This window comes from Desulfovibrio sp. JC010 (assembly GCF_010470675.1).
Lineage (GTDB): Bacteria > Desulfobacterota > Desulfovibrionia > Desulfovibrionales > Desulfovibrionaceae > Maridesulfovibrio.
Window position 1 is genome coordinate 474,447 of record NZ_VOIQ01000001.1, and the last position, 14,704, is coordinate 489,150.

General features: G+C 53.9%; 13 protein-coding genes. 12 read left to right on the forward strand and 1 reads right to left on the reverse strand.

Annotated elements, in window-relative coordinates; genetic code table 11:
- The first annotated feature begins 11 nt into the window (after positions 1-11).
- The gene (locus FMR86_RS02110; protein WP_163349409.1) at positions 12-1,256 is read left to right on the forward strand and encodes an HD domain-containing protein; all 1,245 of its coding nucleotides are present in this window, start codon (positions 12-14) and stop codon (positions 1,254-1,256) included.
- A gap of 86 nt (positions 1,257-1,342) precedes the next feature.
- Positions 1,343-1,831 (forward strand): CBS domain-containing protein, encoded by a 489-nt coding sequence (locus tag FMR86_RS02115; protein WP_239057111.1) that lies wholly within the window; start codon positions 1,343-1,345, stop codon positions 1,829-1,831.
- A 135-nt stretch (positions 1,832-1,966) separates the two neighbouring features.
- Here the strand turns inward: FMR86_RS02115 and FMR86_RS02120 are convergent, their stop codons facing one another.
- On the reverse strand, positions 1,967-2,983 hold the full coding sequence (locus tag FMR86_RS02120; RefSeq protein ID WP_203544758.1) for an HD-GYP domain-containing protein: 1,017 nt from the start codon (positions 2,981-2,983) through the stop codon (positions 1,967-1,969).
- Positions 2,984-3,416: 433 nt separating this feature from the next.
- Here FMR86_RS02120 and mraZ point away from each other — a divergent pair, with 433 nt between their 5' ends.
- The 10 genes from mraZ (at position 3,417) to murG (ending at position 14,671) form a co-directional block, all read left to right on the forward strand.
- Positions 3,417-3,866: a division/cell wall cluster transcriptional repressor MraZ gene (mraZ, locus tag FMR86_RS02125; protein ID WP_163349410.1), complete on the forward strand. Its 450-nt coding sequence runs from the start codon at positions 3,417-3,419 to the stop codon at positions 3,864-3,866.
- A gap of 137 nt (positions 3,867-4,003) precedes the next feature.
- A complete protein-coding gene (gene rsmH / locus FMR86_RS02130) occupies positions 4,004-4,978 on the forward strand; it encodes a 16S rRNA (cytosine(1402)-N(4))-methyltransferase RsmH (RefSeq protein WP_163349411.1) in 975 nt (324 codons plus the stop codon).
- 6 nt (positions 4,979-4,984) lie between these two features.
- On the forward strand, positions 4,985-5,260 hold the full coding sequence (locus FMR86_RS02135) for a hypothetical protein (RefSeq protein ID WP_163349412.1): 276 nt from the start codon (positions 4,985-4,987) through the stop codon (positions 5,258-5,260).
- Between the two features lie 25 nt (positions 5,261-5,285).
- Positions 5,286-7,232, forward strand: coding sequence for a penicillin-binding transpeptidase domain-containing protein (locus FMR86_RS02140; protein ID WP_163349413.1), 1,947 nt, complete (start codon positions 5,286-5,288; stop codon positions 7,230-7,232).
- A 10-nt stretch (positions 7,233-7,242) separates the two neighbouring features.
- Positions 7,243-8,703 (forward strand): UDP-N-acetylmuramoyl-L-alanyl-D-glutamate--2,6-diaminopimelate ligase, encoded by a 1,461-nt coding sequence (locus FMR86_RS02145; protein ID WP_163349414.1) that lies wholly within the window; start codon positions 7,243-7,245, stop codon positions 8,701-8,703.
- Complete coding sequence (murF, locus tag FMR86_RS02150; protein WP_163349415.1) at positions 8,700-10,091, forward strand: UDP-N-acetylmuramoyl-tripeptide--D-alanyl-D-alanine ligase; 1,392 nt, start codon at positions 8,700-8,702, stop codon at positions 10,089-10,091. The genes FMR86_RS02145 and murF overlap by 4 nt, the downstream gene beginning before the upstream one ends.
- Positions 10,088-11,167, forward strand: a complete 1,080-nt coding sequence (mraY, locus tag FMR86_RS02155; protein WP_163349416.1) for a phospho-N-acetylmuramoyl-pentapeptide-transferase — start codon at positions 10,088-10,090, stop codon at positions 11,165-11,167. The genes murF and mraY overlap by 4 nt, the downstream gene beginning before the upstream one ends.
- A gap of 8 nt (positions 11,168-11,175) precedes the next feature.
- Positions 11,176-12,477, forward strand: coding sequence for a UDP-N-acetylmuramoyl-L-alanine--D-glutamate ligase (gene murD, locus FMR86_RS02160; protein ID WP_163349417.1), 1,302 nt, complete (start codon positions 11,176-11,178; stop codon positions 12,475-12,477).
- Positions 12,474-13,589, forward strand: a complete 1,116-nt coding sequence (gene ftsW / locus FMR86_RS02165) for a putative lipid II flippase FtsW (RefSeq protein ID WP_163349418.1) — start codon at positions 12,474-12,476, stop codon at positions 13,587-13,589. Before murD ends, ftsW begins: the two co-directional genes overlap by 4 nt.
- Positions 13,589-14,671, forward strand: coding sequence for an undecaprenyldiphospho-muramoylpentapeptide beta-N-acetylglucosaminyltransferase (murG, locus tag FMR86_RS02170; RefSeq protein ID WP_163349419.1), 1,083 nt, complete (start codon positions 13,589-13,591; stop codon positions 14,669-14,671). The genes ftsW and murG overlap by 1 nt, the downstream gene beginning before the upstream one ends.
- Positions 14,672-14,704: the final 33 nt, after the last annotated feature.

Below are 14,704 nucleotides of genomic sequence, written 5' to 3' on the forward strand. Positions count from 1 at the left end.
GACACACTCCAATGCCCATAATTCGCAAAAGCCTGCTGCAGCTGATTTTTTCCGGTTCGTTCATGAAAAGATGGAACGACAAACTCCGGCCCATGGAACTGGTGGAGGTGGACAAGCAGGCCCACAAAATGATTGCCGCATGGATTCTTTTTGAACTCAACGCGGACAAGCTTGAACAACGGGAACGAGTCAGGCTGGGCAACGAAATCGTTGAGGGCGGTATCTTTGAATACCTCTTCCGCATGGTCATCACCGACATCAAACCCCCGGTATTCTACCGCATCAAAGAAAATCCCGAACATTACCGCAAACTGTCCAAATGGGTTCTCAAGCAGCTCCGGCCCCGGCTCATGCCGCTGGGCAAAGAATTCTGGGAACGGCTCACCGAGTACCACCTGAATCCCGATGAATCATCTCTGGACCGTAATATTCTGGATGCTGCACACATGTACGCCAGCTATTCGGAATTCAAGCTGCTCAAGCACCTCAACCAGCCGGACGACGAACTGGACGGGATCGAGCAGAGTTTCATCGACCGTCTTGAAAGCTACTCCGAACTTAAAGGTGTAAACGAGCTGCTCCACTCGGAATCCACTCCGCTGGGCCGTTTTGCCGACATCTGCGGGCGACTGCGTTTTCAGACCCGCTGGTCCCAGACTCCGCGTGTCCCTGAAACCTCCGTGCTCGGCCACGTCTTTATTGTCGCAACCTTCGCATGGTTTTTCAGTCTTGAGAAAGGAGCCTGCCCGGCCAGAAAACAGAACAATTTTTTTACCGGCCTTTTTCACGATATCCCGGAACTGCTGACCCGAGACATTATATCTCCGGTCAAGAAATCCGACCCCACCATCGGCGAACTTATCCGCGAATACGAAGAACAGGAAATGGAAAGACGGATCATGGCTCCGCTCAAAGACAACGGCTATACTGAAATAGCTGATCGGCTGGGCTATTTCCTCGGCGTGCAAACAGGGTCGGAATTCGACGCCGCAGCCATGGTCGGAGGATTTGCCAAAAAGATTTCCACTGACGAACTGGATGCCCGCTACAATGACGACTCCTACGACCCCAAGGACGGGGAACTGCTCAAGCTCTGCGACCATCTGGCCGCGTTCATGGAAGCATACAACGCCATGCAGAACGGCATAACCTCCCCGCATCTGCATCAGGCTTACTGGCGCATCAGCCAGAGCTATATGGAAAATCCGGTAGTTGCCGGTATCCATGTGGGACCGTTGCTGGCGGACTTTGAATAATCCGGTTTTGCATGAAATCCGGAAATATGGTTTAACTATGGTGAAAGATTAGAACTTGCTGCCAATATCAAAATTGTAAGGAGATCATGATGCTGCTGAGAAAAAGAGCATGGGATATAATGAATGAAGATTTTTCCACTATTGAAGATTCCGCCAGCCTTGCCGAGGCCGTGCGCACACTTCGCGACAGCATGAAGGAAACCCCGGACAACCACGTGGTAGTGGTAAAAAAGAAAAACGGTTCCCTGCGCGGGGTGGTTTCCATCTGGACCATGCTCAAGGCAGTTGAAGAAATGGTGCTCAAGGACGAAGACCTGAACCTGACCGAAGAAGCGGACTGGGATCGCGCTTTCAAAAGGGCCGGTACCGCCTGCTGCTCCGAAGCGGTTGAAGCTTATATTGAAGAAGATGTGGCCATCCTCAAGCCCACCGATCCCATGCTGGTGGTGCTGGAAATATTCCGCAAAAAGAAAAGAACATGGGCACTGGTACAGGAAGGCGGAAACATCATCGGCGTAGTGCTGCTGAGCGATGTGTACCGCGAAGTAACCCGCGATCTTGTCCAGCAGTTTTAAGAATGCCTTCGGCGGCTGGGGAAGGGAAAACCTTTCAATAGGGCTTCGCCGCTTCGAATTTTAAATTGTCAAAAATTAACGGGCCTGTTTTCTTCCCGAAAACAGGCCCGTTAATTTTTGTAGGATAAATAAAATCTATTTCTTCTTCAAAGTAAGTGCCCAAGCCTGAATATTCTTGGTTACTTCCGGGTCATATCCCTTATCCTGCGAGATGACTGCAGCAGCCTTGAGCGGATCAATGGGTTCGGCAAAGGGACGCTTACTGGTCATGGCGCAATATGAATCCACTGCAGCAATAATCCTTCCCAACTGACTGATCTCACGTCCGGACTTCTTCTGGGGATAACCTTTACCGGTCATTCTCTCGTGATGCTCAATGACACAGGCTTCGATTTCTTTATATTTAAGATCGAGCTTGCTGAGCATTTCATAGCCGAGCATGGGATGCTTATCTACCTTCTGGCGTTCATCTGTCGTCAACGGCTTGGGTTTCTCGCGGATGAACAACGGAATTTTGCTCATACCCAGATCATGCAGGAAGAACCCGGCGGTCAACCGGTCAAAGTGGGTACGGCTGATATCCCCGCTGGCAAAATTCTTGCCTTTCATACGGATAAAAATATTGAGAGCCAGTACACCGCAGTTGACGCTGTGCTGGCCGAGGGTATGCTCTTTGTGCAACCGCTTGGCAAGGGCTTTGATGCGGTAGGGGTCGTTCCAGAGATATTCCGTCAGAACCATCAGGTCGGCCCAGAGTTTATCCATGACCGCAGCCACAGGCTGATCCAGAAACTCGGTCATACGCATGGTCAAAGCTTCCAGAAAAATATCCGCAATTTCGCTTTCCTTAAGATTGCGGTCAATAAGCACCAGATCCAGCTGATAGGCAATATGCTTTACATATACCGGATGATCCTTACGGGAAACAAAAATCAGACCTTCCTTGACCATTCCGGCAAGCTGCTCAATCTGGTCCTTGCTCAGTCTTCCTCCCACCTTGTAATAAGGTGCGATGCGGGCCACATCTTCCTTGAACATGAAAATATCAAGAGGCGGCCTGAACTTGTTGAAACTCTGAAGAATATCAGGACTGATCTGGTAATATTCCTCGTTCAAACCATCGGGAACATCCATTCTACCTTTTGCATGCATATTCAAACCTTACCCCATCACTTATAAACAACTGAAACAGTTAGACTTAACAAGTCGCGAACCGTAAATAGACATTATTCCCACCCCACATCCACCCCGGCAGGAATCAACAGCTGAAAATCAATCTTAATCACAGTTTTCAATTGCTCTATAGCACTCATAGCCGTGTTCGTGAAGCCTGTGTCCTGCAGGTAACAATTTTTATCTATTATTTTTAAAAAAAATATAAACTTTTTTTCTCCTTTTCTTAATTCTTTCTAAACTCCGTATATATAAGCTTTTAGAAGTCGCAAAACCTCTCTCGTCCGTTGAAAACAGCCTGTTTTCGACCCTTTTATTTTACAAGGGGGTCTTGACTTTTCCCCCATTTTCACACACAGGTGGTGAGACGGGGGGAATTGGTGGTAAATCTGTGTGATTGAGTGGTAGAAAAATGAAGTTTAGAGGTCATGCACATCGCAGCATGGATGCCAAAGGCAGACTGATGCTTACACCGGAGTACCGGGATCAGGTTTATTCTGATTCCCCGAAGGGCTGCGTGACCTTGACTATTTTCGAAGGAAACATAGTCGGCTTCACTCCACCGGACTGGGCGGTACTTGAAGAAAAGCTCACCAGCATCAAGAGCCCCAGCCGGAAACTCAGGAATTTCATCCGAATAATCATTTCAGGTTCCGAAGAAGTCTACCTTGATAAACAGGGTAGAATCACCATCCCTTCCTATTTGCGGAAAAGCGGCAAGCTGGACAAGGACGTCGTCCTTGCCGGAGTCGGCGACAGGTTTGAAATCTGGGATAAGCGGGAATACGAATCCCTGCTTGAACAGGATTTCGACGATGTCTCTGATGAACTGGCAGAATGCGGAGTTGAACTCCCGTTCTAGCCTGTTTCGCTGTTCCGTCCCACGACACACGTTTTTTTACTGATTTTTTTAAAGCTTGATTTTCAAAACCGTCACGGTTAACCCCAACTCCCCCCAGAGTGCGGCACAACCGACAACCGTTTTTGAATCAGGAAATTATGGAAAGCAAAAAATTAAAGCCTGAACAGGTCCACACTTCCGTTCTGCTGAATGAAGTCATTGAATGGCTGGCCCCCAAACCCGGAGGCCGCTATCTCGATGGAACACTCGGCATGGCCGGGCATTCCAGTGCAATTCTAAAAGCCGCCGGCGAAGGTGCCGAACTGGCCGGGCTGGACCGAGATGAACAGGCCCTTGAACTGGCCGGAGAACGCCTGGCCCCATTCGGGGAGCAGGCCCACAGGTTCCATCTTGCTTTCAGTAAATTCGAAGCGGCCCTTGATGAACTGGGCTGGGACACCGTGGACGGGGTTGTACTCGACCTCGGCGTATCCTCCCTGCATCTGGACCACGCCGAACGCGGATTCAGTTTCATCAAAGACGGACCGCTGGATATGCGCATGGACCCGGCAGGTGGAATGCCTCCGGCTTCTTCTATAGTTAATAAAGGTTCATATTCCGACCTGAACAGGATTTTGAAACTGTACGGTGAAGAACCTCTGGCCTCAAAAATCGTCAAGGCGATCATCGCGGCCCGTGAAGATGAAAAAATCACCACCACCCTGCAGCTGGCCTCCATTGTGGAGAAGGCTTACCCGGCCAAACGCAGGGCCATGTCCCGGACCCATCCGGCGACAAAAACTTTTCAGGGTTTGCGCATTGCCGTGAATTCCGAGCTGGAAGAACTGCAGAACTTCCTTGACCGGATTCCGGAAAGGCTCAGTCCCGGCGCGAGAGTCGCGATAATTTCCTTCCACTCGCTGGAAGACCGCATCGTGAAAAAGACCTTCAAAGCCCAGTCGCAAAGCTGCGACTGCCCGCCCATGCAGCCCATGTGCACCTGCGGGAAGGTCAAGAGGATGAGCGTGCTGACCAGAAAGCCGGTTCTTCCCACCGAGGAGGAAATGAAGGTCAACACCCGCAGCCGCAGCGCCAAACTCCGCGTAGCCGAAAGGTCCGGGGAGGACGGGTAAACGGCCATGAGTGACTCCAAAGGAATAGCCTTGGCCCTGACCATGACCATGGGTTCGGCACTGATTTTAGGGCTGGTCTCGGTCTGGCTGAACATCGAGCGGGTCGACAAGGCTTACGACTTAAGGCGCATGGAAAAACGGCTCGATGAACAGGAAGCACTGGCTGCAAAGCTGGAAGTAGAAAGAAACAACCTGCTCTCTCCCATACGGTTGAGGGAGCTGGCAAAAGAATACGGTTTCGGACCGGCCTCGCAAGGGCAGATAAGAAGACCGAAACCATAGTTGGAAAAACAGGGAGTCCTAAGCAATGGCTAAAAGGAAAAAAGAAAGCCTGAAGGCGAGCAGAACCAAACTGCTCTTCGTCATGGTCCTTTTCGCCCTTGTATGGACAGGGCTCCTCGGCAGGGCAGCATGGCTGCAGCTGTTCAAGGGTGCAGATCTGTCACGCATGGTCTCCCGCCAGCATCTTGCTGCGGAACTGGAACGCGGAGAACGCGGCTCCATCTACGACCGCAACGGCAACCTGCTGGCAACCAGCGTGGAAGCTTCATCTGTGTACATCCGCCCGGTAAAAGTTACCGATGTGGACGGCACGGCTTACAAGTTATCCAAGATCCTCGGCATCTCTCAGGCGAAGCTGAGGAAAAAACTGTCCCGCAAGTCGAACTTCATCTGGATCAAGCGGCAGATTAATGACCGCATTGCCCGGAAGATCGAACAGGCCAAACTGCCCGGCGTATACCTGACCACGGAATATGTCCGGCTCTATCCCAACAACTACCTTGCAGGACAGCTGCTGGGTTTTTCCGGGATCGACGGCAAAGGACTTGAAGGGCTTGAAAAAGAATTTAACGACCGCCTTGCAGGGCGCAAGGCTCAGTTCGTTGTGCAGCGCGACGCTTCAGGCCGCAGGCTCTACCTTGATGCCATGGGCCGGGAAATGGACGTGCGCGGCAAGGACATCCACCTGACCATTGATTCGCACCTGCAGTCGGTAACTGAAAACGCACTGGCCCAGGCGGTAAAGAAATACAACGGCAAGTGGGGGTCCGCCATAGTTGTTGAAGTCGCATCCGGTGATATTCTGGCTGTTGCCAACTGCCCGCGCTTCAACCCCAATATTTTCCGCACCAGTTCCCCCAATATCTGGAGGAACCGTGCGGCTCTCGACGTTGTTGAGCCGGGATCAACCTTCAAGCCCTTCCTCATGGCAGCGGCACTTGAACACAAGGTTGTGACCCCGGAGAAGCTCTTTGACTGCGAAAACGGACGCTGGAAAATCAACGGCAAGTACATCAAGGACACCCATAAGGAAGGGTGGCTCCCGGTGCACAAAATCCTGCGTTATTCCAGCAACATCGGCTGTGCCAAGATCGGCCTTGAGCTGGGCGTGCAGAACTATCACAAGTTCATCAGCGAACTCGGTTTCGGCCACAAGACCGGCCTGCCCATTCCCGGTGACCGCAAAGGGCTGATCCGCCCGGCCGCCAAATGGAATGAAATAGATTTGGCCGCCGGATCATTCGGGCAGGGAATCGGGGTGACCACCATGCAGATGGCCAAAGGTTTTCTGGCCCTTGCCAATAAAGGGGTTGAAAAACCGCTCCGGCTGGTGCAGTACCCCCGTTCCGAGCAGGACGAAGCACCCAAGCGCATTTTCAGTGCCGATGTAGCCGAAAAGGTGCTCTCCATGATGCGTGAGGTGGTGCAGGACGACGGCACCGGACGCAAGGCCCGCATCAGCGGGACCACCGTGGCCGGGAAGACCGGAACCGCCCAGAAAGCGCACAGCAAAGGCGGTTACGGCACAGAATACATTGCCTCGTTTGTGGCACTGGTTCCGGGCTACAACCCGGATTACATCGTCTACATGATGGTCGATGATCCCAAACCGAACCATTACGGCGGTACAGTCGTGGCCCCGGCGGTGAAAAAGATCATGACCGACACCCTTGCCTACTACGGCAAGCTGCCGGAACACCGTAAGCCGACCCCGGTCATGGCTGCGGGAGAGACATACATTGCGATGCCCAAAAAAGCATTGCGGGCCACCCCGGCAAAGGTCACTGCTTCCGGGGAAAATGTGCCTGATTTGAAAGGAATGCCCATCCGCAGGGCAATTGAAATATTGGTCCAGAGAGGATTTGTCCCCAAACTGAAAGGTCAGGGGATGACCGTAACAAAACAGCTTCCTGCCGCAGGCGATAAATGGCCTGAGGACAAGAAAGCGGAAATGGTTCTCTGGGTTTCTTAAAGGAAATTTTATGTCGGAAACAGTACTGAACAAAGCCAAATGGGACGCACTCCTCGCCAAAGTAAGCGAGGGGCTGATGGTCCAGACAGATTCACGGGAAGTCCGCAAGGGCGATATCTTTGTCGCTATCTCCGGTCCTCTGCGTGACGGTGCTGATTTCGTACCTCAGGCACTGGAAAACGGTGCCGCATACATCATCTGCGAAAAAGAAGTAGAAACCGGAACCGCCGAGCTGATCCCCCACCCCTCCCCCCGTGAAGCTCTGGGCGAACTGGCTATGACCTACTTTAAAACCGCAGACAGCAGGATCAAACTGGTGGGCATTACCGGAACCAACGGCAAGACCACCACCACTTACCTGATCGAACAACTTCTCTCCTCCGCCGGGATGAAAGTGGGCGTGCTCGGTACGGTCAGCTACCGCTGGCCCGGATACGAACAGGAAGCCCCGCTAACCACACCCGGCTGCTGGCAGCTGCATGAAATGCTGGCCAGAATGATTGAGGCCGGAGTTGAAGTGGCGGTCATGGAAGTATCCTCCCACGCCCTGCACCAGAACCGGGTCTGCGGACTCAGCTTCGACGCGGCGGTAATCACCAACGTTACTCAGGATCATCTCGATTACCACGGCGACATGGAAGAATATTTCAAGGCCAAGTGCATGCTCTTCCAGCATTATCCCAGCGCACTCAAACGGGGCATCATCAACTTTGACGATCCCTACGGCAGACGGTTGCTGGAATGTTACTCCCCGGCCATCGGCTACGGCATGGAACCGTCCTGCGCCACGGGCTGCAAATCCCTGTGCGGTGAAATGGTCTCCTGCACCGGAGACGGCATGCGGCTGAAAATGACCTGCGATGGCGAAGAGTGGGAAATCGAAACCGACCTGATCGGTAAATTCAACGGCTCCAACCTGCTGGCTGCACAGGCCATCGGCCTGCACATGGGCCTTAAGCCTGAACAGATGGATGCGTTCAAGGAATTTGACGGTGTCCCCGGCAGGCTTGAACGGGTCCGCAACGATCAGGGACTCAATATTTTCGTGGATTACGCCCACACCCCGGATGCGCTGGATAACGTCCTGCGCACCCTGAAAGATCTTGATTTCAGCAGGGTCATCACCGTGTTCGGCTGCGGCGGAGACCGCGATCGGACCAAGCGTCCGCTCATGGCTGAAGCAGCCTGCCGCTATTCCGATGTGGCAGTGCTGACCTCGGACAACCCGCGCACCGAAGATCCCATACAGATCATCGAAGATGTGCGTCCCGGCCTCAAAGGCTGCGATCATATCATCGAAGATGCGGACCGCGCCGGGGCCATCAGGAAAGCGGTTGCGGAAATGACAGCTGAGGATGTGCTGCTCATCGCGGGCAAAGGCCACGAAACATATCAGATTATCGGAACTGAAAAGCGGGACTTCAGCGACAGTGCAGAAGTACTGAAGGCGATCAAGGAGATATACGGTTGAAGCTGACTTTATGTGAACTCGAAGAACAGCTCATGGGAAGCAGCGATCTACCCAATGCAGCAGACATCGAAATCGCAGCCGTGCGCATTGACAGCAGGCTGGTAAAAAAAGGCGATGTCTTCTTCTGCATTGAGGGAGATAATTTCGACGGCCACAATTTTGCTCAGCAGGCACTTGATGCCGGAGCGGTTGCGGTTGTTGTTTCCCAGTTCATGCCCGAACTTGCGGGCAGGCCGACAATCATGGTCCGCGACACCGTACAGGCCCTTGGCCGGGTCGGAGCATACTGGCGCATGAAATCCAATGCCCGCATGATCGCCGTGACCGGTTCCGCCGGAAAGACCACGGTCAAAGAAATGCTGGCCCACGTGCTTTCGGCTTCCGGCAGCGTACATAAAAATTTCATGAACCTGAACAACCAGCTCGGTCTGCCCCTTTCCATGCTTGAAGCAACAGGGGAAGAAACATACTGGGTCATGGAGCTTGGCATCAGCCTGCCCCACGACATGGGCGAACTCGGCCCCATTGCCCAGCCAGATATGGCCATCGTCCACAACATCGGTCCCGCACACCTTGAAGGACTCGGTTCGCTGGAAAATGTGGCTGTTCAGAAATCATCACTTTTCAAATATATCCGCCCCGAAGGCAAAGCCCTGTGCTGCAAGGATCATGAACTACTCTGGAGCGCGGCCAATGAAATCACCGCGCCCGTCCCGTTTTCCTCTCAGGATGAAAATGCGCAATACTACAGCACCTTGCTGCACACCCTGCCGGACGGTTCCGGTCGGTTCCTGCTCAAGGCAGGGGATGAAACAACCGAAGTGGTGCTGCCCACCTGCGGTGAGCATTTCGCGGAAAACTCGGCAGCCGTAACCTGCGCCGCCCATCAGTTGGGCATGCCCCTTACTGAAATCGCGGCACAGCTGGCAACCGTTGAACTGCCCAAGCAGCGTTTCCACTGCCACACCCACGGCGAATGGACACTTATCGACGACTCCTACAACGCCAACCCGCTGTCCATGAACCGGGCCATCGACACCGCCAAGCGAATTGCCGATGAAAGGCCGCTGGTGCTGGTGCTGGGCGACATGCTGGAACTCGGCGAAGAAGCCGGATGCGCACATTGCGATCTCGGTGAAAAAATCGCTTCCGTAAAACCGGACGCAACTTTTTATTTCGGCAGACACTACGCAGAGGTGGCTTCCAAAACCAACGGCTCCACCCTTGTCCCGGTGAACAAACCTGATGAGTTTCTGAACGGAATACATGAGCTGGGTCTCAGCAACGCGGTGGTTCTCTTTAAAGGATCGAGATCCTGCCGCATGGAAAACTACTTCCACGCGCTGAGCCATGAAATTAACGGGGAGAGCGGAGGAAACAAAGCATGATCTATCATTTTCTAGTCCCCCTGAGCGCACAGATCGGAGCACTTAACGTCTTCCGCTACATCACCTTCCGCTCCATCTACGCCCTGCTTACCGCGCTGGTGATCACCATCGTGCTCGGTCCCATGATGATGCGCTGGCTGCAAAAGGTTAAATGCGGTCAGTACATTCAGGACGAAGTAGGAGAACTGCACAAATGCAAGGCCGGAACCCCGACCATGGGCGGTCTGCTGCTCGGTTTCGGCGTGCTCGGCTCCACCCTGCTCTGGGCGGATCTGGCTAATATCTACGTCTGGCTGACCATGCTGGTCTTTACCGGATTCGGCATTGTGGGTTTTGTGGACGATTACACCAAAATCCGCGGCAAGCAGAACAAGGGAATTTCACCCAAAGCCAAGCTCTTCGGGCAACTGCTGGTGGCCGGGACCGCTGTTGGACTGCTGATCATGCAGCCCGCATATTCCACCGAACTGGCCGTGCCCTTCTTCAAAAATTTCACCCCGGATCTCGGCTGGCTTTACCTGCCTTTCGCCCTGCTGGTCATGATCGGAGCTTCCAACGGGGTTAACCTTACCGACGGACTGGACGGACTGGCTATCGGGCCTTCCATTACCAGTGCCACCTGTTACGCGTTTTTCATCTACATTGCCGGACACATCGGTATGTCCACCTACCTTAATGTCCCGCATGTTCCGGGAGTAGGTGAAGTCACAGTTTTCTGCGGTGCTCTGGTGGGCGCGGGCCTCGGTTTCCTCTGGTATAACGCCTACCCGGCCCAGCTTTTCATGGGTGATGTAGGTTCACTCAGCATCGGCGGCGTGCTCGGTTTCATCGCCGTGCTCTGCAAGCAGGAATTGCTGCTGATCATCGTCGGCGGGGTTTTCGTTTTCGAGACCATCTCCGTGATCATGCAGGTCAGTTATTTCAAAGTCAGCGGCGGCAAGCGCATTTTCCGCATGGCACCGCTGCACCACCATTTTGAACACAAGGGAGTTCCGGAATCCAAGATTGTGATCAGGTTCTGGATCATCTCTATTTTAATGGCCCTTATGGCCCTGAGTACCCTGAAGATCAGGTAAAGGATGTTATGGACAGCGCATTTGTAGAACAGGTCACCTCGACCCGCATGTTCACCGGCAGGCTGGCAGTTGTCGCCGGAGCCGGAAGATCAGGTCTTGCCGCAGCACGTTTGCTGCACAAGCTCAAGGCTACCGTGCGCATTGTGGATTCCAACGAGAACCTGAATACTGACATCCTTGATGGTCTCGACAACACCGAGCTCATGACCGGGCCGTTCTGCGAAGAACAGTTCGCCGGAGCGGATGTAATCGTCGCCAGCCCCGGAATCCCGGCCCGCAAGATCGTTCCGTTTATCGGTAACTTACCTGAACGGGCCATTATTTCCGAGCTGGAACTGGCTTCATGGTTTGCCAACGAACCAAAGATCGCCATCACCGGAACCAACGGCAAGACGACCACCACCGCGCTCATGGAACACATCCTCAAAGAATCAGGTCGTGTTCCCTTTGCCGGAGCCAACTACGGCACCCCGCTTTCCGAGTTCATTTACGAAGACCGCAAGGCCGATGTACTGGTGCTCGAAGTATCCAGCTTCCAGCTTCAGAACTGCCGTCTCTTTAGACCGCAGGCCGCGATCCTCTTAAACATCGCGCCCAACCACCTCAATTACCACGAGGACATGGACGAGTACCTGCAGGCCAAACTCAAAATTTTCGAACGCCAGAGTGCAGATGAACTGGCTATCCTGCCTGCGGAAATGAAAGAGCAGCTTGATCCGTCCAGCTTCACCAAGGCCGAGGTCAAATGGTTTGACGGTTCCACTTTCGAAGAACAGCCCAACCTGCCCGGATTCCACAACCGCTTGAACATGGAAGCGGCGTGGCTGGCACTGGAAAAAATCGGCCTGACCCGTGAGGAATTCGAAGCCGGGCTGAAGACTTTTATCGGCAAACCGCACCGGGTGCAGGATATCGGTTCCGTGGACGGTGTGCGTTTCATTGATGACTCCAAAGGCACCAATCTCGATGCGGTCCGCGCGGCCCTGAACAGCTTTGAGGGCCCGGTCCGTCTGCTGCTGGGCGGCGTATTCAAAGGCGGAGACGTGAGTGAACTTCTCCCGGCCATGCAGGGTAAAGTCGCCGAGGTGGGACTTTTCGGTGCAGGGCGTGAACACTTTGAGCCTGCTCTGAAAGGTGAATTTAAAATTTCATGGCACGAAAACCTTGAACAGGCTGCGCGTGCTCTTTTTGCTAACTCTCAAGCAGGCGATACCATCCTGCTTTCCCCGGCCACAGCGAGCTTTGACGCATACTCCGGGTACGAGGCTAGAGGCGAAGATTTTAAACGGATCATGGAGGAACTCTCTTGAACAAGAAAAAGAACCTCTCCGGCAAACCCGAACGCCTTGATTACTGGCTGCTGGCCGCGGCACTGCTGCTGGCCTGCTTCGGACTGATGATGGTCCTTTCCGCCAGCGGAATCATGGCCGAGCGTTTCTTTGACGACAAATACCTCTTCTTCAAGAAGCAGGCGGTATTTCTCGTGGCCGGAACCTTCATGATGTACGTCTGCTCCCGTCTGCCCAAGGCCCTGTTCTATAACATGGTCTATGTCTGGCTCATGGCTGCATTTGTGCTCCTGCTGCTCTGCGATTTTTCACCTCTCTCAGTCTCGGCTGGGGGTGCGAAACGCTGGATTGCACTGGGACCGCTGCGCATTCAGCCGCTGGAATTCTGCAAACCCGCGCTGGTCCTTTATCTGGCCTATTTCTTCTCACGCAAACAGGAGTTGATCAGGACCTTCAGCGTCGGCTTTCTGCCGCCTTTTGCCATTACCGGAGCACTCTGCCTGCTGCTTATGATGCAGCCGGACTTCGGCGGCTCGGTATTTCTGTGCATGATCCTTTTCTTCATGAGTCTGGTGGGCGGCACCCGCATCAGCTACCTGCTGACCTCGCTTATTTTCGCAGGCGGAGCCGGATACATGCTCATCACCAGCTCCCCGTACCGACTCAAACGCATGACCGCGTTTATCGATCCTTTCAAATCCGCACATGAGGAAGGCTACCAGCTGGTGCAATCCCTGTACGCATTCGGGTCGGGCAATGTTTTCGGTCAGGGACTGGGCGCGGGTAAACAAAAACTTTTCTTCCTCCCCGAAGCGCACAACGACTTCATCATGGCCGTTGTGGGCGAGGAACTGGGCTTTATCGGCGTACTGGCCGTGTTCGCGGTTATCGGCTTCCTGCTCTACCGAGGGTTCAAAATCGCACTGGCACAGGATGACCTGCAGGACCGCTTCACCGCCTACGGGCTGACCATCATTCTGGCACTGGGCTTCTGCCTGAACCTTGCCGTGGTCATGGGAACCGTACCACCCAAGGGCGTTCCCATGCCTTTCGTCAGCTACGGCGGATCCAGCCTGATGATCTCCTGTATCTGCACCGGAATCCTCCTTAACCTGTCGAGGGGGAAAGTCTGATGAAACGTATCGTCCTGACCACCGGCGGCACCGGGGGACACGTCTTCCCCGCACTGGCCGTTGCAAGCGAGATCAAAACCCGTTTCCCGGACTGCGAGATTCTCTTTCTCGGCGGACACGGACCGGAGCGGGAAATGGTTGAGCGGGCAGGAATCACCTTTAAGGGACTCCCGGCAAAAGGCGTTCTGGGCGGCGGCATCAAAAAAGTTTTCAGCAGCCTCTGGATTGTGGCTGCCCTGTTCATGGCCCTGAAGGAAATTGCATCCTTCAAGCCTGACGCGGTCATCGGTTTCGGCGGCTACGCCGGATTCTGCCCGGTACTGGCAGCATGGCTGCTGGGCGTGCCCACGGCAATCCATGAGCAGAACAGCGTCCCCGGAGTGACCAACCGCATTCTGGGCAAGGTAGTAAAAAAAGTTTTCGCCTCCTTTGAGGACAGGAACGGATCATTCCCCGCAACAAAAACAGTAGTGGTGGGTAATCCGGTCCGTAAAGAGATCATCGGTTCCGGCAAATGCGCCAATCCGAAAGCGGTTCTGGTCTTCGGCGGAAGTCAGGGTGCGGCGGCCATCAACGATGCCATCATCCAAGGTCTTACCAAGCTTAAGGAAGCAGGCATCAGCCTGCGCCACCAGACCGGAAAGAGCGACTTTGAAAAAGTTCGCAGGGCCTACGAAGAAAACGGCATGGACGTGGAAAGAGTTTCTCCGTTCATTCATGACATGGGCGAAGCTTATGCCGAAGCTTCACTTGTTGTCTGCCGTGCCGGGGCATCAACTGTTTTCGAAGTAGCGGCAGCGGGCAAGCCGGCCATTTTTATCCCGTTTCCGCAGGCCACCCACGACCATCAGACCGGGAACGGGCGTTCTCTCGCTGATCTGGGTGCGGCAGTACTTATCCCTCAGGATGAATTGCAGGGAAGCAGGCTGGCGGATGAAATTATTAAGCTGATTACGGATCAGGAAGGGCTGAAAGCCATGGGAAGCAAGGGACTTTCATTTGCCCGCACTGATGCGGCCTCCGCCATCGCGGAAGGCATTGGAGATATTCTAAGAATGAAAACAGTGAGAGGTGCAGCATGATCGCAGCAGAAGGACCCAGCGTACCTTTAGTTA

What these genes read in the sequence shown, in the direction of transcription:
- FMR86_RS02110 (WP_163349409.1), top strand. Translation starts at nt 12, where the DNA reads ATGCCCATAATTCGCAAAAGCCTGCTGCAGCTGATTTTTTCCGGTTCG.
- FMR86_RS02115 (WP_239057111.1), top strand. Translation starts at nt 1,343, where the DNA reads ATGATGCTGCTGAGAAAAAGAGCATGGGATATAATGAATGAAGATTTT.
- FMR86_RS02120 (WP_203544758.1), bottom strand. Translation starts at nt 2,983, where the DNA reads ATGCATGCAAAAGGTAGAATGGATGTTCCCGATGGTTTGAACGAGGAA.
- mraZ (WP_163349410.1), top strand. Translation starts at nt 3,417, where the DNA reads ATGAAGTTTAGAGGTCATGCACATCGCAGCATGGATGCCAAAGGCAGA.
- rsmH (WP_163349411.1), top strand. Translation starts at nt 4,004, where the DNA reads ATGGAAAGCAAAAAATTAAAGCCTGAACAGGTCCACACTTCCGTTCTG.
- FMR86_RS02135 (WP_163349412.1), top strand. Translation starts at nt 4,985, where the DNA reads ATGAGTGACTCCAAAGGAATAGCCTTGGCCCTGACCATGACCATGGGT.
- FMR86_RS02140 (WP_163349413.1), top strand. Translation starts at nt 5,286, where the DNA reads ATGGCTAAAAGGAAAAAAGAAAGCCTGAAGGCGAGCAGAACCAAACTG.
- FMR86_RS02145 (WP_163349414.1), top strand. Translation starts at nt 7,243, where the DNA reads ATGTCGGAAACAGTACTGAACAAAGCCAAATGGGACGCACTCCTCGCC.
- mraY (WP_163349416.1), top strand. Translation starts at nt 10,088, where the DNA reads ATGATCTATCATTTTCTAGTCCCCCTGAGCGCACAGATCGGAGCACTT.
- murD (WP_163349417.1), top strand. Translation starts at nt 11,176, where the DNA reads ATGGACAGCGCATTTGTAGAACAGGTCACCTCGACCCGCATGTTCACC.
- murG (WP_163349419.1), top strand. Translation starts at nt 13,589, where the DNA reads ATGAAACGTATCGTCCTGACCACCGGCGGCACCGGGGGACACGTCTTC.